The sequence below is a fragment of the Micromonospora sp. NPDC049836 genome (assembly GCF_044465125.1).
Taxonomy (GTDB): Bacteria; Actinomycetota; Actinomycetes; order Mycobacteriales; family Micromonosporaceae; genus Micromonospora.
This window is the reverse complement of sequence record NZ_JBITLH010000019.1, coordinates 13944-35918: the sequence shown is the minus strand read 5'-3', so window position 1 is coordinate 35918 and position 21975 is coordinate 13944. Positions and strand designations below refer to the sequence as shown.

The 21975-nt window shown below is 73.8% G+C and carries 18 protein-coding genes; 9 read left to right on the top strand and 9 right to left on the bottom strand.

Features of this window, described 5'->3' with window-relative positions:
- Positions 1 to 321: 321 nt before the first annotated feature.
- The gene (locus ACIBPB_RS31325; protein ID WP_396842946.1) at positions 322 to 969 is read left to right on the top strand and encodes an RNA polymerase sigma factor; all 648 of its coding nucleotides are present in this window, start codon (positions 322 to 324) and stop codon (positions 967 to 969) included.
- On the top strand, positions 966 to 1895 hold the full coding sequence (locus ACIBPB_RS31320) for a CU044_5270 family protein (RefSeq protein WP_396842945.1): 930 nt from the start codon (positions 966 to 968) through the stop codon (positions 1893 to 1895). The genes ACIBPB_RS31325 and ACIBPB_RS31320 overlap by 4 nt, the downstream gene beginning before the upstream one ends.
- 73 nt (positions 1896 to 1968) lie before the next feature.
- Here ACIBPB_RS31320 and ACIBPB_RS31315 read toward each other — a convergent pair whose 3' ends face one another.
- Genes ACIBPB_RS31315 through ACIBPB_RS31300 form a run of 4 tightly spaced genes read right to left on the bottom strand, consistent with a single transcriptional unit; the run spans position 1969 to position 7420 of the window.
- Entirely contained in the window at positions 1969 to 4206 is a 2238-nt protein-coding gene (locus tag ACIBPB_RS31315) for an alpha-galactosidase (RefSeq protein WP_396842944.1), read from the bottom strand.
- Positions 4203 to 5111 carry a carbohydrate ABC transporter permease gene (locus tag ACIBPB_RS31310; protein ID WP_396842943.1) on the bottom strand — a complete coding sequence of 303 codons (909 nt, stop codon included), beginning with the start codon at positions 5109 to 5111 and terminating at the stop codon, positions 4203 to 4205. Before ACIBPB_RS31310 ends, ACIBPB_RS31315 begins: the two co-directional genes overlap by 4 nt.
- Positions 5108 to 6064: a sugar ABC transporter permease gene (locus ACIBPB_RS31305; protein WP_357326715.1), complete on the bottom strand. Its 957-nt coding sequence runs from the start codon at positions 6062 to 6064 to the stop codon at positions 5108 to 5110. The genes ACIBPB_RS31310 and ACIBPB_RS31305 overlap by 4 nt, the downstream gene beginning before the upstream one ends.
- A 24-nt stretch (positions 6065 to 6088) precedes the next feature.
- Entirely contained in the window at positions 6089 to 7420 is a 1332-nt protein-coding gene (locus ACIBPB_RS31300; protein ID WP_357326712.1) for an ABC transporter substrate-binding protein, read from the bottom strand.
- 279 nt (positions 7421 to 7699) lie between these two features.
- Here ACIBPB_RS31300 and ACIBPB_RS31295 point away from each other — a divergent pair, with 279 nt between their 5' ends.
- The 3 genes from ACIBPB_RS31295 to ACIBPB_RS31285 all read left to right on the top strand — a co-directional run bounded on the left by ACIBPB_RS31295 (position 7700) and on the right by ACIBPB_RS31285 (position 11723).
- Positions 7700 to 9766, top strand: a complete 2067-nt coding sequence (locus ACIBPB_RS31295) for a beta-galactosidase (RefSeq protein WP_396842942.1) — start codon at positions 7700 to 7702, stop codon at positions 9764 to 9766.
- A 27-nt stretch (positions 9767 to 9793) separates the two neighbouring features.
- Complete coding sequence (locus tag ACIBPB_RS31290) at positions 9794 to 10570, top strand: DeoR/GlpR family DNA-binding transcription regulator (protein WP_396842941.1); 777 nt, start codon at positions 9794 to 9796, stop codon at positions 10568 to 10570.
- Between the two features lie 196 nt (positions 10571 to 10766).
- A complete protein-coding gene (locus ACIBPB_RS31285; protein WP_396842940.1) occupies positions 10767 to 11723 on the top strand; it encodes a sporulation protein in 957 nt (318 codons plus the stop codon).
- Positions 11724 to 11786: 63 nt separating this feature from the next.
- Here the strand turns inward: ACIBPB_RS31285 and ACIBPB_RS31280 are convergent, their stop codons facing one another.
- Positions 11787 to 12164 carry a hypothetical protein gene (locus ACIBPB_RS31280; RefSeq protein ID WP_396842939.1) on the bottom strand — a complete coding sequence of 126 codons (378 nt, stop codon included), beginning with the start codon at positions 12162 to 12164 and terminating at the stop codon, positions 11787 to 11789.
- 369 nt (positions 12165 to 12533) lie between these two features.
- Between ACIBPB_RS31280 and ACIBPB_RS31275 the strand changes: the two genes are divergently transcribed.
- Positions 12534 to 12956 carry a hypothetical protein gene (locus ACIBPB_RS31275; RefSeq protein WP_396842938.1) on the top strand — a complete coding sequence of 141 codons (423 nt, stop codon included), beginning with the start codon at positions 12534 to 12536 and terminating at the stop codon, positions 12954 to 12956.
- A 105-nt stretch (positions 12957 to 13061) separates the two neighbouring features.
- On the opposite strand, the gene ACIBPB_RS31270 is transcribed toward ACIBPB_RS31275, so the two are convergent.
- Together ACIBPB_RS31270 and ACIBPB_RS31265 are read right to left on the bottom strand one after the other, a co-directional pair.
- A complete protein-coding gene (locus ACIBPB_RS31270) occupies positions 13062 to 15281 on the bottom strand; it encodes a HelD family protein (RefSeq protein WP_396842986.1) in 2220 nt (739 codons plus the stop codon).
- 281 nt (positions 15282 to 15562) lie between these two features.
- Positions 15563 to 16723 (bottom strand): outer membrane lipoprotein carrier protein LolA, encoded by a 1161-nt coding sequence (locus ACIBPB_RS31265; RefSeq protein WP_396842937.1) that lies wholly within the window; start codon positions 16721 to 16723, stop codon positions 15563 to 15565.
- A 95-nt stretch (positions 16724 to 16818) separates the two neighbouring features.
- On the opposite strand from ACIBPB_RS31265, the gene ACIBPB_RS31260 reads away from it, so the two are divergent.
- Both ACIBPB_RS31260 and ACIBPB_RS31255 read left to right on the top strand, forming a co-directional pair.
- Positions 16819 to 17475 (top strand): response regulator transcription factor, encoded by a 657-nt coding sequence (locus ACIBPB_RS31260; RefSeq protein WP_046565518.1) that lies wholly within the window; start codon positions 16819 to 16821, stop codon positions 17473 to 17475.
- Between the two features lie 77 nt (positions 17476 to 17552).
- Entirely contained in the window at positions 17553 to 19040 is a 1488-nt protein-coding gene (locus tag ACIBPB_RS31255; RefSeq protein ID WP_396842985.1) for an ATP-binding protein, read from the top strand.
- Positions 19041 to 19084: 44 nt separating this feature from the next.
- Here ACIBPB_RS31255 and ACIBPB_RS31250 read toward each other — a convergent pair whose 3' ends face one another.
- Together ACIBPB_RS31250 and ACIBPB_RS31245 are read right to left on the bottom strand one after the other, a co-directional pair.
- Positions 19085 to 20854 carry a tetratricopeptide repeat protein gene (locus ACIBPB_RS31250; protein ID WP_396842936.1) on the bottom strand — a complete coding sequence of 590 codons (1770 nt, stop codon included), beginning with the start codon at positions 20852 to 20854 and terminating at the stop codon, positions 19085 to 19087.
- Between the two features lie 57 nt (positions 20855 to 20911).
- Positions 20912 to 21373: a MarR family winged helix-turn-helix transcriptional regulator gene (locus ACIBPB_RS31245; RefSeq protein WP_396842984.1), complete on the bottom strand. Its 462-nt coding sequence runs from the start codon at positions 21371 to 21373 to the stop codon at positions 20912 to 20914.
- 50 nt (positions 21374 to 21423) lie between these two features.
- On the opposite strand from ACIBPB_RS31245, the gene ACIBPB_RS31240 reads away from it, so the two are divergent.
- Entirely contained in the window at positions 21424 to 21945 is a 522-nt protein-coding gene (locus tag ACIBPB_RS31240) for a VOC family protein (RefSeq protein ID WP_396842935.1), read from the top strand.
- Positions 21946 to 21975 lie beyond the last annotated feature (30 nt).

Sequence of the window (21975 nt, the reverse complement as noted above, 5' to 3'; positions counted from 1 at the left end):
TGGTGGTCGACCGGCAAGCCAGGCCGCACGGCGACTCACATCGACATTCATCGAGGTATGTCGCCGGCGACAGTATTGGCGCGACTTGCTCCCGGTGTCAACAATTTCCGGAAGTCCTGGAGCCGTCGTGGCCCTCGTTTCTCCTGTCAACCGCCGTCAGGCTGGGACGATGAGGGTCCACGGTCTGGGCTGCCGGCCCCGAAAGTTCCAGGCCCCTATCGGGAGTGGCGCCCGGGTAGGTGACGGACCCGCGGCACCACCCGGTGTGCGCCTGGCACGCCGCCCTGGAACCCACCCGGGGCGAGCGGACAGGTAGTGCGTGTGGAGAACAATGTGCGGGCCCGGGTACGGGCCGGGGACCCCGAGGCGTTCCGGGAGCTGTTCGACGACCACGCCCGTTCGGTCTACAACCACGGCTTCCGGCTGACCGGAGACTGGTCGGTCGCGGAGGACGTGGTGTCGCTGACCTTCCTGGAGGCCTGGCGGCTGCGCGACCGGGTCGACGCCGACACCGAGGCCGGATCGCTGCGCCCGTGGCTGCTCGGCATCGCCACCAACGTCGCCCGCAACGTGCGCCGGGCGGGCCGACGGCACGCCGGGGCGCTGGCCCGGCTGCCTCGGTCGGAGGTGGTGCCGGACTTCGCCGAGGAGGTGGTCGGTCGCCTCGGCGACCGTGCGCAGCTCGCCCGGGTGCGTACCGCCCTCGCCGCGCTGCGCCAGCCGGAGCGCGAGGTGCTGGCGCTGTGCGTCTGGTCCGGGCTGGACTACGCGGAGGCGGCGGCCGCGCTCGGCGTGCCAGTGGGGACGGTGCGCTCGCGGCTGTCCCGGGCGCGGACCAAGCTGCACAAGCTCGTCACCGCCGGGAAGGTCGGGTCGGCCGGGGAGAACCGGGAACCGGCCCGCACCCGTGGACAGGTACCAGTCGACCGCACGATCGCGGTCCGGTTCGCTCAGGAGAAGGCCCGATGACCGCTGACCCGAGAGACGTACGTGCCGACCTGGCCGGTCTGCTGCCGGCGCCGGCGGAGCGGGACCTGCCGAGCGACCGCCACCGGTTGATCCAGGAGTTCGTGATGACCCAGATCCACTCCGCCCAGTCCCCGGCCGAGCGGGCCCCGCGCCGTGTGTCCCGGCGGCTGATCCTGGCCTCGGCGCTGACCGCGGCCGCCGCCGCGACCGCCGCCGTGGTGACGGTCGGCGCCGGCGGTCCCGGGGATGCCGGCGTCCGATCGACGCCGGCCCAGGCCGATCCCGCCGGCCGACAGATCCTGCTCGCCGCCGCCACCACCGCGGAACGGACGCCCGCCGCGTCCGGCGCCTACTGGTACCTCCGGACCGAGTCCACCGACTGGCGGTCGGAGAGCTGGACCCGGCGCGACGGCCGCACCTGGGTACGCGGAGCCAAGACCGGTGGCGACGTGAAGGAGCTGCCACTGCCCATGTCGTTCCGGCTGGGCGGGCCCGAGGTGACCTTCGACCAGTTGCAGAAGCTGCCGACCGAGCCGGCCGCGCTGAAGGAGTGGATCGCCGATTCGGTGCGCGACAGCGACGTCCGCACGAGCGCCGGGAAGCCCGGAGCCGTCATGCGGGAGCAGATGGTCTTCGACGGCCTGCTCTCGCTGGTCGCCCAGCTGCCCGCGCCGCCCACGGTGCGCGCCGCGGCCTTCCGGGCCATCGCGGCGTATCCCGAGGTGGAGAGCACCGGAGCGACCGAGGACGGGCACGGCCTACTGATCCGCCTGGGTGGAGAGCCGGCTCGACTGGTCGTCGACCCGGCCACCGCCCGCATCCGGCAGACGAACTTCTTCGTCACGGCGGACGGCGCCCGGGTGTCTGCCCCGGGGGACCGGACGTTCACCCTCACCGCGGAGTGGACCGACCAGAAGCCCGCCTGAGGAAGCAGCCCCGCCGCCGCAGTCCGGGCCCGCCACGGGCCGCCGCCCAGAGTCCGGCGGACCGCCGTCGTCCTCACTCGACCGCGGTGACCTCCAGCAGCAGCGCCTGCTCGGGGTGCAGGGCGGGCAGCTGCAGTCCGACCCGACCCAGCACCACCCCGCTCAGCGTCACCCCGCCGTCGGCCACCCAGCCGGGCTCGGTGAGTTGCAGCATCGCTGGCTCCGGCGCCCCGGGCGCCGGCTGGACCCGGTAGCGTCGCGCCGGGTCCAGCCCGGGCAGCCGGACCGCGCCCGGCACCTGGGCCACCGAGGTGGTCAGCCGGGACACCGCGTACACGGCGTGCGAGCGGTCGTGGGCGACCACGCCGTGCGCCTGCACGGCCGGGTCCGGGTGGTCGACCCGGACCACCCGGCCGGCGTGCAGCAGCGGGCGGAGCCGTTTGTGCAGCGCCACCCAGGCGGTCAGCTCGATCCGCTCGGCGGCGCTGACCCGGCTGATGTCCCACTCGATGCCGTGGTGGCCGAAGAGCGCGGTGACCGCCCGGAAGCCGAGGTCGTGCACCCGCTGGGTGGTGTGCGAGCGCTCCGGCCCGATGTGGGTGCCGATCAGCTCCGGCGCCAGCAGCAGCCCGGTCCAGCGCTGGATCGACAGCCGTTCCAGGGCGTCGTTGCAGTCGCTGGCCCAGACCCGCTCGGTGCGGCGCAGGATCTCCAGGTCCACCCGCGCCCCGCCGGACGAGCAACTCTCGATCTCCACGCTCGGGTGCCGGGCCCGCAGCTCGTCCAGCAGCCGGTAGACGGCCACCGTCTGCGCGTGCACCCCGGGCCGGCCGCCGTGCCCGGCCTCGGTGAGGTCCCGGTTGTGGTCCCACTTGAGGTACGCGATCCCGTCGTGCTCCGACAGCACCGCGTCCAGCCGGCCGAGCAGGTGGGCGTACGCGTCCGGGTTGGCCAGGTCCAGCACCTGCTGGTGCCGCCACTCCGGGGGCAGCCGGCCGGGCGCCTGGAGCACCCAGTCCGGGTGGGCCCGGAACAGGTCGGAGTCGGGGTTGACCATCTCCGGCTCGACCCAGAGTCCGAACTGCATGCCGTGCTTGCGGACATGGTCGATGAGCGGTTGCAGCCCGTCCGGCCAGACCTCGTCGTCGACCCACCAGTCGCCGAGCCCGGTCTGGTCGTGCCGGCGGCCCCGGAACCAGCCGTCGTCGAGCACGAACCGTTCCACACCCACCTCGGCGGCCCGGTCCGCGAGCCCTTTGAGCCGGTCCAGGTCGTGGTCGAAGTAGACCGCCTCCCAGACGTTCAACGTCACCGGCCGGGGGCTGCGCGGGTGCTGCGGGCGGCCCCGCAGGTGGGTGTGCAGCACGTCGCTGAGCCCGTCCAGCCCCACGGTGGAGTGCACCGCGTAGAGCAGGGGAGTGGCGTACTCCTCGCCGGGGCCGAGCACGATCTCGCTCGGGGCGAGCAGCTCACCGCCGCCCAGGGTCGCCTCGCCGGTCGGGCGGCGCTCGGCGACGGTGACGTGGTCGCCGCTCCACGCGGTGTGCACCGCCCAGACCTCGCCGTGCCCGAAGCCGAAGCCCGGTGTCCCGGCGACCAGCAGCAGCGTGGCGTCGTGCCCGGTCCGGCCGTGCCGGCCCTCGCGCACCCAGGCGCCCATCGGCCAGGGGTGCCGCTGCGGCGCGCGTTCCCGGCACCAGCGGCCGGTCAGGTCGAGCAGTTCGGTGGCGACCGCCGGCACCGGCAGCACCGGGGTCAGCTCCCGCACCTCGTAGCCGCCGTCGCCGTCGTTGCGCAGCCGGTGCCGCAGGGTCAGCAACCCCGCCGGGTCCAGGGTGATCTCGACGGTCAGGGTCAACCCCGCGCCCGGGTCCGATGCCCGCACGGTCACCCGCGCGGCACCGGCCCCGCCGTGGTCCCGCTCGGCATCGGGTACGCGCACCGCCTCCCCGCCCGCGGCCACGCGGCTCGGGTCGGGCCGGTGCGCGGGGTCCCCGGGCGGGGCCGTCTCGTCGCGGACGTCGAGGTCGACCAGGCGGAAGGCGGTGGACCAGTCCCGGCCGGCGCGGTGGCCGGCGAGTCCGGGCCGGCCGCTCCACCCGGCGCTCGCCTCCGGCAGCAGCGACAGCACGGTGGGCGCGTCGAAGCTGCTCGGCACCACCGGCGGCACGGTGGCGGCGACGAGCGCGGCCAGGTCGTCGCCGGACAGCGGACCGAGGTCGGCGCCCCAGTGCACGACCCGGGGCAGGCCCGGGCCTCGGGCGTCGAGCACCAGGCTGGTCCGGGCGCGGCGCAGGTGGACGATGCTCATCCCTTGGAGGCTCCCAGCGTCAGGCCCCGGACGAACTGCTTCTGCAGCAGGAAGAAGATCACCAGGGTGGGGATGGCGACCAGCACCGAGCCGGCCGAGACCAGGTTGTTGTCGGTGAAGAACTCACCGCGCAGGTTGTTCAGCGAGCTGGTCACCGGGAACTTGTCGCCGGTACGCATCAGCACGGTGGCCCAGAAGAACTCGTTGTAGATCCAGGTCACCTCCAGCGTGGCGAGCGCGGCCAGGGCCGGCCGGCACAGCGGCATGGTGACCTGCCAGTACTGCCGCCAGACGCTCGCCCCGTCGACCATCGCCGCCTCGTACAGCTCGTGCGGCAGCGCCTTCATGTAGTTGCTGAGCACGAAGACGCAGAAGCCGCACTGGAACGCCACGTTGACCAGGATCAGTCCCCAGTAGCTGTCGTAGAGCAGCTCCGAGTCGCTCATCCAGGCCGGCAGCGGGATCTCGGTGAACATCCGGAACAGCGGGATCAGCAGGGCCTGCTGCGGCAGCAGGTTCGCCGCGGTGAAGAGGCCGAGCAGCACGATGTTGAGTTTCCAGCTGAACCGGGCGATCACGAACGCCACGCAGGAGGCGAGGAAGAGCGTCAGCAGCACCGCCGGGACGGTGATGTAGACCGAGTTGAGGAAGTGCTTGCCGAACTCGGCGGTCCGCCAGGCGGTCAGGTAGTTGTCGAAGGTCCAGCCGCCGAGCGAGACGTACCCGTTGCTGGCCGTGTACTCGTAGGACCGCAGCGAGGTCAGCACCGCCCAGAGGATCGGGAAGAGCCAGCCGACGGCCACCGTACCCAGGAAGAGGTGCAGGACCACCCGGGCGGGCCGCAGCGGCCGGCGGCGGCCGGTCGGGGTCTCCGGTGCGTCACGGGTCAGGGTCACGGTGCTCATCGCCGGTCCTCCCGCATCACGGTGAACAGGTAGAGGGTGATGAAGACCAGGGAGACGACCAGCATGATCGTCGCCAGGGCCGACCCGAAGCCGATCCGGCTGGCCTCGCCCACCACGTTCTGGGTGACCAGCGCGGAGAGCAGTTCCAGCCCGTTGCGGCCCTTGTTGACCACCCAGACCAGGTCGAACGCGCGCAGCGACTCGATCACCGTCACCACCAGCACGATGATGTTGATCGGGCGCATCACCGGGAAGACCACCCGGAAGAAGGTGCTGGCCTCCGAGGAGCCGTCCACCGCGGCGGCCTCGCGCAGCGACGGGTCGACGCCCTTGAGGCCGGCCAGGTAGAGCAGCATGATGTAGCCGACGTGTCGCCAGCCGGCGGCGACGAGCACCGCCCAGATGTTGACGTGCGGGTCGCCGTACCAGTCGGTCTGGCCGCCCAGCACCGCGTTGAGCAGGCCCTGGTCGCGGCTGTAGATGAGCTGCCAGACGAAGCCGATCAGCGCGAGCGAGAGCACCACCGGCAGGTAGAGCGCGGTCTGGTAGAACCGGCTGCCGCGCAGCTCCTTGTCGAGCAGCACGGCGAGGAACATGCCGAACGGGGTGGCCACCACGAAGAGCGCGGCCAGCCAGAGCAGGTTGTTCTGCACGGCCGGCACGAACGGCGGGTAGATGTTCACCACGTCGTCGTAGTTGCGCAGGCCGACCCAGTCGATCTCGCCGAGCGAGCCGATGCCGTCCCAGTCGGTGCCGGAGAGCAGCACGGTCGCCGCCGCGGGCAGCCAGACCAGGCCGACCACGAGCAGCAGGGGTACCAGCACCATCAGCGTGATCACCACGCGGTCGGTGCGGGACAGGAGCCGTAGCCGGCGGCCGCGACCACGCGTGGTGGTGGTCGCGGCCGGCGGCGGCACGGCGCGATCCGCTTGGATCAGGGGCAGGTCGGACATGGTGGTGTCCTCCCCCTTCCGCCGTCAGCTGGTGAAGATCGACTTCTTCTGGTTCTCGATGCTGGTGAGCAGCCCGCTGATGTCCTTCGGGTCCTTGATGAACTGCTGGATGGCCGGGATCATCACGGTCGAGGCGAAGTCCGGCCGGGTGTCCCGGTCGAGGAACTGGGCGATCTCGGTGGCCGAGCCGACCAGTTCGGCGGCCTTCTTCTGCAGCGCCGTGTAGCCGCTGGTGTCCGCGCTGGTGTTGGCGACCAGGGTGCTCGGGTCGTTCTTCACCGTGATGTTCGCGGCGTCCTTCGAGCCCAGGTATTCCAGCAACTTCTTGGCGTTGGCCTCGGACTTCGGCTTGCGGGCCATCATGTAGCCGTCGATCGGCGCGTCGAGGGCCTTGGCCCCGATCGTCGAGTCGACCTCGGGGAAGGTGAAGAAGTCCAGGTCGTCCTGCTCGTCGTTGTTGAACTGCTGGCCGACGAAGAGCCCGAGCAGGTACATGCCGCTCTTCTTCTGCTGCAGCGACTGGGCGGCCTCCTGCCAGGTCCGGCCCAGGGCGTCCGGCTGGTGCAGGGGGAGCAGCCCGGCCCAGGTGTCGAAGACCTTCTTGACCTTGTCGGAGGTCCACGCCTCCTTGCCGGCCATCAGGTCGATGTGGAACTGGTAGCCGTTGATCCGCAGGTTGAGGATGTCGAAGGTGCCCATCGCCGGCCAGCCGTCCTTGTCGCCGAAGGCGATCGGGATCAGGCCGTCCTTCTTCATCTGGGTGCCGAGGGTGTTCAGGTCGTCCAGCGTCTTCGGCACCTGGTAGCCGTGCTGCTGCCAGACCGACTTGCGGTAGAAGACCGCCCACGGGTAGTACGACGCGGGCACGAAGTACTGCTTGCCGTCGTCGCCGGTCGACGCCTTCTTGAACGCGTCGGAGTAGCCGGAGAGCTTGCTCCACACGTCGCTGACGTCACCGGCCAGGCCCTTGCCGGCGAAGAACCGCATCCGGTAGCCGGCGAACCAGGTGAACACGTCGTCCGGCTTGCCCTGCAGGTAGTTGTTGATGTTCTCCTGGAACGTGTTGTGGTCGACGGTGTTGATGTTGACCGTGACGCCGGACGACGTCTTGAAGCCGTCCATCACCTTGGCGGTGACGTCCTTCGGCTTGGGGTCCGACTGGTTCGAGCCGACCGAGACGACCTTCGAGTCGGCGCCGGAGTCGGAGTCGGAGTCGCCGCAGCCGGCGAGCAGGCCCGTGCCGAGCAGCGCGCCCGCGCCGGCCGCGCCGGCGAGCAGCGAGCGGCGGTTCAGGCCGGCGACGGACGGGGGTACGAGCCGGGCGAGGTACTCGGCTTCGGTACGAGGACGGGACATTGTGCCTCCTGCGTGGAAGAGGTGCGCTGCGCCCAAGGGCCGTGATGGGTGGCGGGGATCGGTGTTCGCGTCGGCAGCGGTAGATCCACCGTGAATCCACATGTCCGAACACAAACAGCCGGTGGCGCTTGAAGCTACCCTTTGGTTCCGCACTGTCAAGAGGCCGGATGGACAGCCATATCCCCGTGGTAATACGGCGCGGGATTGGTAAACGTTGGAATTCCTGTCGATGTTGGAAAGTGTTGACTCACGTGTCGTTCGGGGGCACCCTCTGCTGTCATGCGGAACTGGCAGGGCGAGCGCATCTGGTACGGCGCGGACTACAACCCGGAGCAGTGGCCCGAGCAGACCTGGGCCGAGGACGTCGACCTGATGCGCCGCGCCGGGGTCAACCTGGTCTCGGTCGGGATCTTCTCCTGGGCCCTGCTCGAGCCGGCGCCCGGCCGCTACGAGTTCGGCTGGCTCGACCGGGCGATCGACCTGCTGCACGACGCCGGGATCGGCGTCGACCTGGCCACCGCCACCGCCAGCCCGCCGCCCTGGCTGGCCCACCGGCACCCGGAGACGCTGCCCCGCCGGGCCGACGGCACCGTCCTCTGGCCGGGCGGTCGGCAGGCGTACTGCCCCAGCTCGCCGGTGTTCCGCGAGCGCTCACTGGCCCTGGTGGAGGCCGTCGCCGGCCGGTACGCCCACCATCCGGCGGTGCTGATGTGGCACGTCTCCAACGAGCTGGGCTGCCACAACGTGCACTGCTACTGCGACGTCAGCGCGGCGGCGTTCCGCCGCTGGCTGCGCGAGCGCTACGGCGACCTGGACGCGCTCAATGCCGCCTGGGGGACCGCGTTCTGGAGCCAGCGCTACCACGACTGGGCCGAGATCAACCCGCCGCGCGCCGCGCCGACCTTCGCCAACCCCACCCAGCAGCTGGACTTCCTGCGCTTCTCCTCCGACGAGCAGCGCGCCCAGCTGCGCGCCGAACGGGAGCTGCTGACCCGGCTCGCCCCGCAGCCGGTCACCACGAACTTCATGATCGGCACCGGGATCAAGTACCTGGACTACCACTCCTGGGCGTCCGACGTGGACCTGGTCGCCAACGACCACTACCTCACCGCCGCCGACCCGCAGCCCCAGATCAACCTGGCGCTCGCCGCCGACCACACCCGCGGCGTCGCCGGCGGCGCGCCCTGGCTGCTCATGGAACACTCCACCAGCGCGGTCAACTGGCAGCCCCGCAACGTCGCCAAGACGCCCGGTCAGCTGCGCCGCAACAGCCTGGCGCACGTGGCCCGCGGCGCCGACGGGGTGCTCTTCTTCCAGTGGCGGGCCTCCCGCGCCGGGGCGGAGAAGTTCCACTCCGCGCTGGTGCCGCACGCCGGCCCGGAGACCAAGGTGTTCCGGGAGGTCTGCCGGCTCGGCGCCGACCTCGCGGCCCTCGCCGAGGTACGCGGCAGCCGGGTCGACGCCGAGGTGGCCATCCTCTTCGACTACGAGGCGTGGTGGGGCGCCGAACTCGACTCCCACCCGAGCGTCGACGTCACGTACACCGACCGGCTCTCGGCCCTGCACGGCGCGCTCTGGCGGGCCGGGGTGACCGCCGACGTGGTACACCCGTCCGCCGACCTGTCCGGCTACCGGCTGGTCCTGGCGCCCACCCTCTACCTGGTGCGCGACGCCGACACCGACGCGCTGCGCCGGTACGTCGAGGCGGGCGGCACCGCCCTGGTCAGCTACTTCAGCGGCATCGTCGACGAGCACGACCACATCCGGCTCGGCGGCTACCCCGGCGCGTTCCGCGACCTGCTCGGGGTGCGTACCGAGGAGTTCTTCCCGCTGCGCGCGGGCGAGTCGGTGCGCCTCGACGACGGCTCCACCGCCGACGTGTGGACCGAGTGGCTGCACGCCGAGGGCGCGGAGGTGCTCGCCTCGTACGCCGACGGGCCGCTGCCCGGGGTGCCGGCGCTGACCCGCCGTCCGGTCGGCGCCGGGGCCGCCTGGTACCTGGCCACCCGGCTCGACGACGCGGCCACCGACCGGCTGGTCGCCCGACTGCTCGCCGAGGCCGGCGTGCGCCCGGCGGCGGCCGTGCCCCCCGGGGTGGAGGTGGTGCGCCGTCGCTCGGCCGACCGGAGCTGGCTGTTCGTCATCAACCACACCGACGACGCGGCCCGGCTGCCGGTGACCGGCGCCGAACTGCTGGCCGGTGGCTGGTGCGACGGTGAACTGGTCGTACCGGCGGGGGAGGTGGCCGTGGTCCGCGAGACGTCCGGCGCCGCCGGTGACCGGGCACAGCCGACCGGGCCGGACGCCGGCACCCCGGCGGCGGCCCGGACGACCGAGGCGGCCTGACCATCCGTGCCGCCGGAAGGAGGGTCCATGCTCGCCCAGCAACGGCAGAGCGCCATCCTGGAGCTGATCCGCCAGCGCGGTGGCGTCCGGGTCAGCCACCTGGTGAGCCGCTTCGGGGTGTCGGACATGACGATCCGGCGGGACCTGGAGGTGCTCGCCGATCGCGGCCTGATCGACAAGGTCCACGGCGGGGCGACCCTGGCCGGGCCCGGCTCGGCCGACGAGCCGGGCTTCGCGGCCAAGTCGATCCGGCAGCAGGCCGAGAAGCGGGCCATCGCCGAGCGGGCGGCCGGCCTGGTCGAACCGGGCATGGCGATCGCGCTCTCGGCCGGCACCACCACGGCGACCCTGGCCGCCCGGCTCGCCGACGTCCGCGGCCTCACCGTGGTCACCAACTCGATCCCGGTGGCCGACGTGCTCTACCAGAACCCCCGCCCGGACCAGACCGTCGTGCTCACCGGCGGCATCCGTACGCCCTCGGACGCGCTGACCGGCCCGGTGGCCGAGGCGGCCATCGCCGCGCTCAACGTCGACCTGCTCTTCCTCGGCGTGCACGGGATGAGCCCGCGTACCGGCTTCACCACCCCGAACCTGCTGGAGGCGGCGGTCAACCGCCGGCTGATCGGCGCGGCCCGGCGGCTCGTGGTGCTCGCCGACCACACCAAGTGGGAGACCATCGGCATCGCCACCATCGGCCCGCTGGCGGAGGCGGACGTGCTGATCACCGACGCCGGGTTGCCGGCCGAGGCGCGCCGGCAGCTCGGTGAGCAGGTCGGTGAGCTGATCGTCGTCGACGTCGACTAGCCGGCGTCGCGGACGAAGAAGAGGAGGCACCTGAGGACCCGGCGGGCTTCCCCGGCGCACCGGTTCCGGCGACCCCGTGCCGACACGGCCCAGCGTCCCCGCTCACAGGCACTTCACAGCCGTCCCGATTAGGGTCGCCTCGGTGGCCCCGGTGCGCTCCACGGTGGAGTGCCGAACGGTGGAAGCGGGAGTGGCGATGGTCTTCAAGAAGATGCTGAGCGCGTTCGGCGTGGGCGGCCCGAGCGTGGACACGGTGCTGACCAACCCGAACACCCGGCCCGGCCTGACCCTCGACGGGCAGGTCAACCTCGTCGGCGGCGACGCACCGGCCAGCATCGAGCAGGTGACCGTCAGCCTGGTCACCCGGGTGGAGATCGAGGGCGGCGACAGCGAGTACGCCGGCATCATGGAGTTCCACCGGATGCCGGTCAGCGGGGCGTTCGAACTCGCCCCGAAGCAGCAGCTCGCCATCCCGTTCCAGCTCCCGGTGCCGTGGGAGACCCCGGTGACCGACGTGTACGGCCAGCGGCTGCACGGCATGACGATGGGGCTGCGGACCGAGCTGGCGGTGGCCCGCGCGGTGGACAAGACCGACCTGGACCACGTGGCGGTGCACCCGCTGCCGATCCACGAGCGGATCCTCGACGCGTTCCAGGCGCTGGGCTTCCGCTTCAAGCACGCCGACCTGGAGCGCGGCCGCATCCACGGGGTGCAGCAGACGCTGCCGTTCTACCAGGAGATCGAGTTCTTCGCGGCGCCGCAGTACGCCCAGACCGTCAGCGAGGTCGAGCTGACCTTCGTGACCAGCCAGCGGGGCGTCGAGGTGGTGCTGGAGTGCGACAAGCGGGGCGGCTTCCTCAGCGCCGGGCACGACGTCGTGGGCCGGTACGCCGTCGCGCACACCGACGCCGAGCGGACCGACTGGGTGCAGGTGGTGGACGGCTGGCTGCGGGAGACCACGGCCCGCTACGGCAGCCTGCGGGCGCCCGGCTACGGCGGGCACCACGGGCATGGTCGGCGGGGCCCGGGGATGGGCGGCATGGTGGCCGGCGCGGCGCTGGGCGTGGCCGGCGGCCTGGTCGCCGGCGAGCTGATCGAGGACGCCTTCGAGGGCGACTTCGGCGGCGACTTCGGTGACTTCGGCGGCGAGTGACGGCACACGACGGTGCCCCCGGGATGGCTCCCGGGGGCACCGTCGGGTCAAGCGTGGCTTCGGTCAGTGCCGGGCCTTCCGCTCGTCACCGCTGCGGAAGTTGCTGCCGGCCTTGGCCAGGCCCCGGCTACCCAGGTAGCCGATGGTCAGCAGCGTGATGAAGAACCAGGCCTGCGGGGCGCGGAAGATGTCCACCCCGACCGAGTTCTTACCGACCAGGAAGGACGCCACCAGCACCCCCGCGACGGCCGCGAGGTAGATCCAGAACTCGGTCGTCGCGAACGACGGCTTGGTCTCCGTGCCGGGCGCCTGCATCGCCTGCTCCCGCTGCCCGTCGTACATCGGCATCGGGCGGGTCGGCGTCTCCTGCATCGCGGTCCGGTTGGACATGTCCTGCGTCGGCCGGTTCATCGACCTGGTGGATGCAGCCTGCGTGCTCATCTGGTCCTCCTCAGGATTTGATGAGTCGTTCTCTGCACACCGCCCGCCCCGCTGCCGCGTGTCGGCCACGGCGCGGTTCACGCTCTGTGGCGGGGGCACCCACCGTCTACCCGACCCCGGGGGCGGGGTAACCCCGGCCGCCGGCCGAATCGCGGCCACCGCCCACCTGGCGACCCCCGGGCACCTGGCGACCCCCGGGCACCTGGCGACCGCCGGCCACCGCCCACCTGGCGGGCGCCGCCCACGGACCGGGACCGCCGAACCGGACAGCCGGGCACAGACCACCCGCCGCGCCCGGCGGCCGGTTTCAGCGGGCGGTCGTCGGGCACGCACGGTGGATCCCCGAGAGAGTTCTGCGAGGTGGTTGACGTGCGTGAGGACGACATCCGGCAGCAGGCCGCGCGGCGGGCCGAGGAGCGGATCGCCGGCGGTGTGTACGGCGAGGGCGCGCTCGACGAGCTCACGGTGCCGCAGACCGACGAGACCCGGGTGCTCCAGGAGAACGACTCGGACGACCCGGCGCACACTCCGGTGGATCCCACCATGCTCCGCGACGGTGGGCCGACCGGCGGTCAGGGCGCGGTGACCACCACCACCGGGACGGCCGGCCCGGCCAGCGTGCGCCGGGTGGCCCGCCAACCGGAACAGCACCGTGGCAAGGTGGCCCCGACCACCACCGGTGATGCCACCACCGGCGGCCTGAGCACCCCGGCCGGCGGCTCGACCAGCGACGCCTCGTCGGCCGGCGCCCAGGTCGGCAACTTCACCGACGAGGGCGCCAACCCCGGCTGAGCAGCCGGTACCGCGGCCGGCAGGGGGCGGAAGCCGTCCCCTGCCGGCCGCGTCGGCACTGCCGGCCCGGCCGCACGCCGACGGGCCGCGGTCGTGGACCCTGGGTCAGGTGGTGCGCAGGATGCCCAGGCGCTGGGTGGCGCGGGTGAGCGCCACGTAGAGGTCGCTGTGTCCGCGCGGCGACTCGGCCACGATCCGCTCCGGATCCACCACCAGCACCGTGTCGAACTCCAGGCCCTTGGCCTGCTCGGTGGTGAGCAGCACCACCCGGTTCGCCAGCTCCGGCTGCTCGCCGACGGCGACCTCGGGCAGCGCGGTGACCACCGCCGCGCCCAACTCCTCGATCCGGCCGGTCGGGACGATCACCCCGAGCCGCCCGTCGGTCAGCGCGGCCACCTCCCGCGCCGTCGCCTCGATCAGCTCCGCCGCCAGCCGGCCCGCCTCGACGGTACGGTCCCAGGGCGGCACGCCGGCGGCGCGTACCGAGCGGGGTGGGCGCAACGCCGGGTCGATCACGGTCAGCACGTCGGCGGCGACCGCCATGATCTCCGCCGGGGTGCGGTAGCTGACGGTCAGCTCCTCCAGCCGCCACCGGTCCGCCACGTACGGCCGCAGCGCCTCGGCCCAGGACGGCGTGCCGGAGAGCGCCCCGGTCTGCGCCACGTCCCCGACGATCGTCATCGACCGGCTCGGGCAGCGCCGCATCAGCAGCCGCCACGCCATCGGCGACATCTCCTGCGCCTCATCGATGATCACGTGCCCGAACGCCCAACTCCGGTCGGCGGCGGCCCGCTGCGCGGTGGTCAACCGCTCGGCGTCCTCCTGCCGCTCCGAGAGCCGGTCGGCGTCGATCAGGTCGGTCACGCCGAGGATCTCGCCGCCGTCCGCCTCGTCCTCCACGTCGATCGAGCGGGAGCCGCGCCAGATCTCCAGCACGCCCTCGGCGTACTCGCGCTCCAGGGCGCGCAGCCGCTCCCGGCGGGCCACCGCGGCGCGTTCGTCCTCGCCGAGCAGCTCGGCCGCCTCGTCCAGCAACGGCACGTCGGCCGGGGTCCACCCGCCGGGCGTCCGGTGCAGCAGCCCGCGTTCCGCCTCGGTGAGCATGGGCGCGGCGGCGGCGATCCGCTCCGGGTCGGCGTACAGGTCGGCGAGCAGGCGCTGCGGGGTGAGCACCGGCCAGAGCTCGTCCAGGGTGGCCTGGACCTCGGGCTCCTCGCGCAGCTCCCGGCGGATCTCGGCGACGTCGGCCTCGGCGAGCAGGTTCTCCCCGCCCAGCGGGTCGGCGCCGATCCGCTCGGCGACCTGGGCGGCGAGCGCGTGCACGACCTCCACATCGAACAGCGCGCGGGCCAGGTTGTGCGGACGCTGCGAACGCCGGGCCTGCTCCCGGGCCTGCCGGACCACCGCCGGGTCGAGGGTGAGGATCTCCCGCTGCGGCAGCTCGATCTCCAGCGGCTCGTCGGGCACCCGCTGCCGGTCCAGGACGGCGTTGGCCAGCACCTCGACCATCACGGCCCGCCCCTTGAGCGCGGCGGTCCGGGCCGGTTCGGTGCGCCGGGCGCTGACCCCGGGGAACAGGTCGGCCTGGGTCCGCAGCAGCACGCCGGTCTCGGCCAGGGCCGGCAGCACCTGGGAGATGTAGCGCAGGAAGGTGGCGTTCGGGCCGACCAGCAGCACGCCCCGGCTGGAGAGCTGCTCCCGGTGGGTGTAGAGCAGGTACGCGGCCCGGTGCAGCGCCACCGCGGTCTTGCCGGTGCCCGGGCCGCCCTGCACCACCAGCACTCCCGGCAGGTCGGCCCGGATGATCCGGTCCTGTTCGGCCTGGATGGTCTCCACGATGTCGCGCATCCGGCCGGTACGCCCCGCGTTCAGCGCCGCGAGCAGGGACGCCTCGCCGGTCAGCTCCTCGTGGGCGGTGGGGGAGGCGGCCGTGATGTCCAGCACCTCGTCGTTGAGGCCGGTGACCTTCCGCTCCCGGGTACGCAGGTGCCGGCGCCGGCGTACGCCCTGCGGGCTGGCGGCGGTGGCCAGGTAGAACGCCCGCGCGGCCGGGGCCCGCCAGTCCATCAGCAGGGGGTCGTAGTCGGCGGAGGTGTCGAAGATCCCGATCCGGCCGATGTAGCGGCGGGAACCGTCGTCGCCGTCGAGGCGGCCGAAGCAGAGCCCGCTCTCCACGGCGGAGTAGCGGTCGACCTGCTCGGCGTACATCCCGACGGCGGAGTCCCGCTGGGAGCGGGCCTGCTGCGTGCCGCCGGTGTTGCGCAGCTCCTCGGTGAGCCGCCGGGCGGCCTGCTCGCGCATACCGTCCAGCCGGCCGTAGAGCATCGAGACGTACTCCTGCTCGCGGCCGATCTCGTCGTCCTGGTCCAGCCCACCCGGTACGTCGGAGTGCGTTGACAAACCGGCTCCCCATTCGCTATAGTCCAGCAGAGGAATGGCCTTTCGGGTCATTCCTTTTTGTGTTTGAACTGCACAAGATACCGTGCGGCCCACCGCCGGACCAAGCCTGCCCGACCCGCCGACCCGCCGACCCGACGGCACACCGCCGCGCAGTCGGGGGCCCGGCCGGCTCGCGCCGACCGGGCCCCCGACGGGCCTCGCTCCGCTCAGACCTTGGCCGCCGCGTAGAGCCGCTCCGGCCGGACCAGGCCGGCGAGCACCCGGCCGTCGTCGGTGAGCAGCACGCTGAACAGCTTCCCGGTGAGCAGCCGCCCGCCGCCCCAGTCCCCGCTGACCTTCGGCAGGCCGCCGAGCACCTTGCCCAGCATGTCCGCCCCGGCCGCGCCGGCCGGCGCCGTGCCACCGGAGGCGTTGCCGGCCGCGTCGAGCTTCGCCACCAGCACCGTGGTCCAGCCGGTGCCGACGGTACGCACCTGCGGCGCGTCCCCGCGCCGGTCGCCGCCCGGCCCGGTCTTGCCGAGGTCGCCGTCCGGCCGGTGCAGGCCGGCCGGCCCGTGCCCGTCGCCCCGGTCCTCGGTGACGCGCACCCCCGGCGGCGGGTTGAACCGGAACTGGTCCGCGTCCGGGGTACGGAAGTCGACCTGGGTGAAGGCGACCTCGACGGCCGGCTCCTGCACGCCGTCGGCGAGCAGCTCGAAGCGCAGCGGCACGTGCTCCTTGGCGTCCAGCGCGATCCGCACCTGGTGCACCAGCGAGTCCTTGTCGCGCGGGGTGAGCACCAGTTCGTACACGCTGCGCCCGGCCACCGTCGACGAGCGACCGACGGTGACCGCGGTGCTCGGGTCGATGGCCGCCAGGGCGCGGTCCGCGGCGTCGGCCGGGGTGGCCGGCGCGGACGGCCGCTCCGCCCCGTCGGACGGCCGCTCCGCCCCGTCGGCCGGCAGCGTCCGGTGCGACGCGGTGTTGGTCCGGCTGCTCCAGGTCCACAGGTCGCGGCCGTCGCGCAGCACGTCACGTTCGCCGAGCGTGTCCAGCAGGGCCAGCCGCTGGCGCTGCGGGCCGGCGTACCAGACCCGCAGGGTGTGGGTGCCGGTGAGCAGGCTGGTCAGTTCGTTTCCGCCGGCCGCCCCGGCCAGCCCGGCCAGCGGCGGCAGGCCCAGGTCGGCGCGCTGGACCACCGTGCCGGAGAGCCCATCGAGGCGGGACGTGCGCAGGTCGTCCAGGAGCTGGGCGGCGGTCCGCGGCGGCAGGGCCGGGTCGGCCCCGGCGGCGAACGTGCCGACCAGGGCGCCGCCGCCGACCACGACGACCCCCGCGGTCACCGGGACCAGCCAGCGCAGCACGGCGCGGTTCTTCAGTACGGGCATGTTGTGCACCTCCTGACCGTAATGCTGCGCCCCGGTCGCTGTGAGGCCGCTGAGGAGAATCCCTAGGGGCGGTCACCGGGTGGCACCCTTGGACCGTGCGGTTGCTGGTGGTGGAGGACGAGGCGCGGCTCGCCGCCGCGCTGCGGCGCGGGCTGATGGCCGAGGGCTTCGCGGTGGACGTGGCGGCCACCGGCCCGGCCGGCCTGGACGCCGCCCGGCACGGCGACTACGACGCGATGATCCTCGACGTGATGCTGCCGGGCCTGTCCGGGTACGAGGTGGTGCGCCGGCTCCGGGCCGGCGAGCACTGGCTGCCGGTGCTCATGCTCTCGGCCAAGGACGGCGAGTACGACCAGGCCGACGGGCTCGACTGCGGCGCCGACGACTACCTCACCAAGCCCTTCTCGTACGTGGTGCTGCTGGCCCGGCTGCGGGCGCTGCTCCGCCGGGGCGCGCCCGAACGCCCGGCCGTGCTCACCGTGGGCGACCTGAGGCTGGACCCGGCCCGTCGGCGGGTGACCCGGGCCGACGCCGAGGTGGTCCTGACCGCCCGCGAGTACGCCCTGCTGGACTACCTGATGCGCCGGCCCGGCGAGGTGGTCTCCAAGACCGAACTGCTCGACCACGTCTGGGACGCCAGCCTGGAGACCGCCCCGAACGCCGTCGAGGTCTACGTCGGCTACCTGCGCCGCAAGATCGGCCGGGACCGCCTGGAAACGGTCCGCGGTGCCGGCTACCGCCTCGCCACATGAGCCGGCGGGACCGGGTTCGCCCGGATCGCCCCCGCCAGGGCCGCCCTCGGCTGAACCTCGGCCTGCGCGCCCGGCTGATGGCGATCGGCGTGCTCGGGCTCGTCGTCGGCCTTGCGCTCGGCGGCACGCTGCTGCTCGGCGCCCTCGGCTGGACGCTGCAACGCACCGTCGACGCCGAGGCGCTGCGGACCGCCGACGCGGTCGCCCTGCTGGCCGCCTCGGAGGCCCTGCCCGATCCGCTGCCGGTGGCCGGCGGCCAGCTCCGGGTGCAGGTGGTGGACCCGGCCGGCCGGGTCCGGGCGGCCTCGATCGACGCCGACCGGCTGGTGCCGATGCTCGACCCGGATCAGCTCCGCGCCGGGCAGCGCCAGCGGCTGGTGGTGGACGGCCGGCGGGTGGGCATGGCCGGTCCGGTGCGGGTGGTGACCGTGCCCGCCGGCACCCCGGCCGAACCGCTCACCGTGCTGGTCGCCAAGTCGCTCAGCGACGTCCGGCACAGCCTGCACGTGGTCCGGACCCTGCTGCTGGTGGGCTTCCCACTGCTGGTCGCCGGCATGGCCGTGGTCGCCTGGCGGGTGGTGGGGGCCACCCTGCGTCCGGTGGAGGCGCTGCGCCGGGGCGCCGCCGAGATCACCGACCGGGCCGGTCCGGGGCGGTTGCCCGTACCGGCCGCCCGCGACGAGATCCAGCGGCTGGCGGTCACCCTCAACGACATGCTGGACCGGTTGGCGGCGGCCCGGGCCCGGCAGCGGGCGTTCGTCGCGGACGCCGCGCACGAGCTGCGCAGCCCGTTGACGAACATGCGGACCGAGCTGGAGGTGGCGCGCCGGCTGGGCGCCGCCACGGACTGGCCGACGGTTGCCGACGACCTGCTCGCCGACACCGAACGCCTGGGCCGGCTCGTCGACGACCTGCTGTTGCTGGCCCGCCTCGACGAGCAGCCGGCCCGCCGGCCCGGCGCCGGCCCGGTCGAGCTGGGGGAGCTGCTGCGTACGGTGGCCGACCGGTACCCCTCCCCGCCGGTGCGGCTGCGCCCGCCGGCCGCGCCGCTCTGGACCGAGGGGGACCCGGGCGAGCTGCACCGGGTGATCACCAACCTGGTGGACAACGCGCTGCGGCACGCCCGCGGCGAGGTGCTGCTCACCGTGACCGGCCCGGAACCGGCGCGGCGCGGGGCAGGCCCGGTGCCGGCGCGGCGCGGGGCCAGCGCGGGGCCGGAGGGCGCGGTGCCGACACCGGGTGGGGCCGGCGTGGGGCCGGAGGGTCGGGTGCCGACGCCGCGCCCGGCCGGGCCGGGGGAGCGGGCGTACCACCTGGTGACGGTGACCGACGACGGGCCGGGCATCCCGGCGACGGACCGGGAGCGGGTCTTCGAGCGGTTCACCCGGCTGGACGACGCGCGGGCGCGGGACGACGGCGGTGCCGGGCTGGGCCTGGCCATCGTGCGGGAACTGGTCCGCCGGGCCGGCGGCAGCGTCGAACTCGCCGACGCCGGGCCCGGCGTCGGATCCGGGCTGCGGGTGACCGTACGGCTGCCCGCGCTCGACGTGCCCGAGGCGGACTGAGCGCTGGGCGCGGCCGGCGGTCAGCCGCGGCCGTGCCGGTGGGATCAGCCCCGGCGGGTGCAGACCGGGGCAGCCCGGGCGACGGTGTCGGTGGACCAGACCACGGCCACCGTGAAGCAGTAGTCGATGTTGCGGCTCAACCCGTAGGCGACGTAGCTGTCGGTGCCGGCCGGCAACTCCTGAAAGGTGCGCTGGGTGTCCCGGCTGCGCCCGCCGGCGATCACCACCGGCCCCTCCGCGCCGGCCGGGTACGTCCAGCTCAGCTGGATGCTGTCCCGGCGGTCGACGAGCCGGACCGCGCCCGGCGGGCTGCCCGGCGAGGCCGGCGCGGCGCCCGGCGTGCCGGTGCCGGTCGGAGCGGCGGCGGTGCCGCTCGGACCGGCCGCGGTGGTGCGGGCCGGCGCGGGGGTGTCGCGGGACCGGTCCACCCGGGACACTCCGGCGACCACCGCGATGACGCCGAGCAGCAGCGCCACGACCACGCCGACCACCACCAGCGGCAGCCAGGGCCGGCCGGGGCGCACGGGCTCCGGCTCGGGCTGGCGCGGCACGTGCACCGGCAGGTAGCGCGACGGCGACTCCGGCTCGGCGGCCCCGGGTACCCGGCGGACGCCCGGCACCTCGTCGGTGAGCCCGACCACGGTCGGCGGCAGGGCGCTTTCCCGCACCGGCCAGGTGTCCTCCGGCTGTTCGTCGGGGGGCCACTCGTCGTCGGCAGGCCCGCCGAACCCGTCCCCGTCCGGCCTCGCGAACGGGTCCTGGTGGGTTGGTCCGCCGAACCGGTCGTCGTCGGGCACGCCGTGGGCCGAGCTCGCGAACCGGTCCTCGTCGGAGGTGGCGAACGGGTCCTGGTGGGCCGGTCCACCGAACCGGTCGTCGTCGGGCCCGGCGAAGGGGTCCTGGTCGGCCGGCGCGCCGAAGCCGTCCTGGTCGTCCGGCGCGCCGAAGCGGTCGTCGTCGGCCTCGGGTGCGACCCGCGGGGTGGGCACGTGGCTGCCGCCGACCGGGTCGGCCGGCTCGGCGGTGCGGGCCGGCGGGCGGTAGACCGGCGGCTCGGGCGGGCCTTCGGCGGACGGGGGGACCCGGGCGGCCGGCACCACCGGTGCCGCCGCGGCCGGCTCGCAGACGTGGTCCGGATCGGCGGCCGTCCGGACCAGCGTCGACACCTGCGCGGCGAGCGGGTCGTCGGCGGCCAGGTGCGCCGTGGACAGCTCCTCGGCCAGCGCCAGGTGGTCGTGGGACTCGGCGTACCGGCCGCAGTCGCGTTCCATCGCGCCGAGCTTGGCCAGCATCTTGATGCCGCTGGGGTGGCCGTCGCCGTACACCTCGCGGTGCAGCTCCCAGGCGTCCTGGAGCCGGTCGCGGGCCAGCACGCACTGGCCCCGCGCGTACTCCACGGTGGCCAGGTCGGCGTGCGCGGCGAGGACCCGCTGCGACTCCGGGCCGTCGCGGGCGGTCAGCTCGATGATGACGTCGGAGTAGAGCCGGGCGGCCCGGGCGTCGCTGCCGACCCGGTGCAGCACGGCGGCCAGGGTGGCGGCGGCGGTGATGGCGCGCTCGTCGGAGCGGCCGTACAGCCGGGTGGCCGCCGCGTACGCGAAGGCGGCCCAGCCGCGCGCGGAGTGCGGCTCGCCGAGGGCGACGAGCACCCGGGCCTGGAGGCCGGCGGCGTCGGCCAGCTCGGGGGAGGCGTTGGCGGGACGCGGGTCGACGTCGGTCAGCGCGTCGGCGAGCAGCCGCTGGGCGCCGGCCAGGTCGCCTTCGGACACCAGGTGGTGCGCCTGGACCGTCAGTTCACCGAAGCCGGAGGACACGCCCCATCGTGCTCATTCGGCGACGGTAAGTACAACCCCCGGAGTGGATCAGTTTGGTCAGGATCCGGTCAGGTGGTCGGCGAGGGTCTCGCTGATCCGCCGGAGCTGGTCGACCTGGGCCGGGCTGAGCGCGTCGAACAGGTGCCGGCGTACCCCGGCGACGTGGCCGGGCGCGGCGGCCGCGAGGGTGGCGAAGCCGTCGTCGGTGAGGACGGCGAGCTGCCCGCGCCGGTCGGTGGGGCAGTCCTCCCGGCGGATCCAGCCGGCCGCCTCCAACCGGGACGCCGCGTGGGAGAGCCGGCTGCGCGAGGAACCGGTGGCGTCGGCGAGTTCGCTCATCCGCAGCCGCCGGTCGGGGGCCTCGGAGAGCCGGACCAGGATCTCGTAGTAGGCGTGCGGCATGCCCGCGTCGCGTTGCAGCTCGCGGTCGAGGGTGTCCATCAGCGCCCGGGAGGCGGCCAGGAAGGCCCGCCAGGTCCGCTGCTCGTCGGGGTCCAGCCACCGGGTCATGACGCCCATCATAGCCGCGATTGTTGAAGGCTCAACTATTTCGCGCTACCGTGGGGGACATGGGAATCCACCGCCTCAACCACGCCGTGCTCTACGTCCGTGACCTCGACCGCAGCGTCGCCTTCTACCGGGACGTGCTGGGCTTCCGTCCGGTGCCGATGACGCCGGACGGGTTCCGGGGCGCCGCCTTCCTCCAGGCGGCCGACTCCACCAACGACCACGACCTCGGGCTGTTCGAGATCGGCTCGGCCGCCGGGCCCTCGCCGGCCGGCCGGACCGCCGTGGGCCTCTACCACCTCGCCTGGGAGTTGGACACCCTGGACGAGCTGGCCGCCACCGCCGAGCGGCTGGCCGCCGCGAACGCGCTGGTCGGCACCTCCGACCACGGCACCACGAAGAGCCTCTACGGGCGCGACCCGGACGGCCTGGAGTTCGAGATCGTCTGGATCGTTCCGGCCGACCTGCTCGACGACGCCGCCCTCGCCGCCCGCAAGCGGATCGGCCGCCTCGACCTGGACCGGGAGCGGGCGCGTTACGGCGGGCAGACCCGCGGCGGGGTGGGCATCTCGATCCCGGCCTGACCACACCGCCGGTCCGCCCCGGCGGCCGGT

Excerpts from the sequence above, each read along its gene's own strand:
- ACIBPB_RS31320 (WP_396842945.1), top strand. The coding sequence starts at position 966 with ATGACCGCTGACCCGAGAGACGTACGTGCCGACCTGGCCGGTCTGCTG.
- ACIBPB_RS31315 (WP_396842944.1), bottom strand. The coding sequence starts at position 4,206 with ATGAGCATCGTCCACCTGCGCCGCGCCCGGACCAGCCTGGTGCTCGAC.
- ACIBPB_RS31310 (WP_396842943.1), bottom strand. The coding sequence starts at position 5,111 with ATGAGCACCGTGACCCTGACCCGTGACGCACCGGAGACCCCGACCGGC.
- ACIBPB_RS31305 (WP_357326715.1), bottom strand. The coding sequence starts at position 6,064 with ATGTCCGACCTGCCCCTGATCCAAGCGGATCGCGCCGTGCCGCCGCCG.
- ACIBPB_RS31300 (WP_357326712.1), bottom strand. The coding sequence starts at position 7,420 with ATGTCCCGTCCTCGTACCGAAGCCGAGTACCTCGCCCGGCTCGTACCC.
- ACIBPB_RS31295 (WP_396842942.1), top strand. The coding sequence starts at position 7,700 with ATGCGGAACTGGCAGGGCGAGCGCATCTGGTACGGCGCGGACTACAAC.
- ACIBPB_RS31290 (WP_396842941.1), top strand. The coding sequence starts at position 9,794 with ATGCTCGCCCAGCAACGGCAGAGCGCCATCCTGGAGCTGATCCGCCAG.
- ACIBPB_RS31285 (WP_396842940.1), top strand. The coding sequence starts at position 10,767 with ATGGTCTTCAAGAAGATGCTGAGCGCGTTCGGCGTGGGCGGCCCGAGC.
- ACIBPB_RS31280 (WP_396842939.1), bottom strand. The coding sequence starts at position 12,164 with ATGAGCACGCAGGCTGCATCCACCAGGTCGATGAACCGGCCGACGCAG.
- ACIBPB_RS31270 (WP_396842986.1), bottom strand. The coding sequence starts at position 15,281 with ATGCTCTACGGCCGGCTGGACGGTATGCGCGAGCAGGCCGCCCGGCGG.
- ACIBPB_RS31265 (WP_396842937.1), bottom strand. The coding sequence starts at position 16,723 with ATGCCCGTACTGAAGAACCGCGCCGTGCTGCGCTGGCTGGTCCCGGTG.
- ACIBPB_RS31255 (WP_396842985.1), top strand. The coding sequence starts at position 17,553 with ATGGCGATCGGCGTGCTCGGGCTCGTCGTCGGCCTTGCGCTCGGCGGC.
- ACIBPB_RS31245 (WP_396842984.1), bottom strand. The coding sequence starts at position 21,373 with ATGGGCGTCATGACCCGGTGGCTGGACCCCGACGAGCAGCGGACCTGG.
- ACIBPB_RS31240 (WP_396842935.1), top strand. The coding sequence starts at position 21,424 with ATGGGAATCCACCGCCTCAACCACGCCGTGCTCTACGTCCGTGACCTC.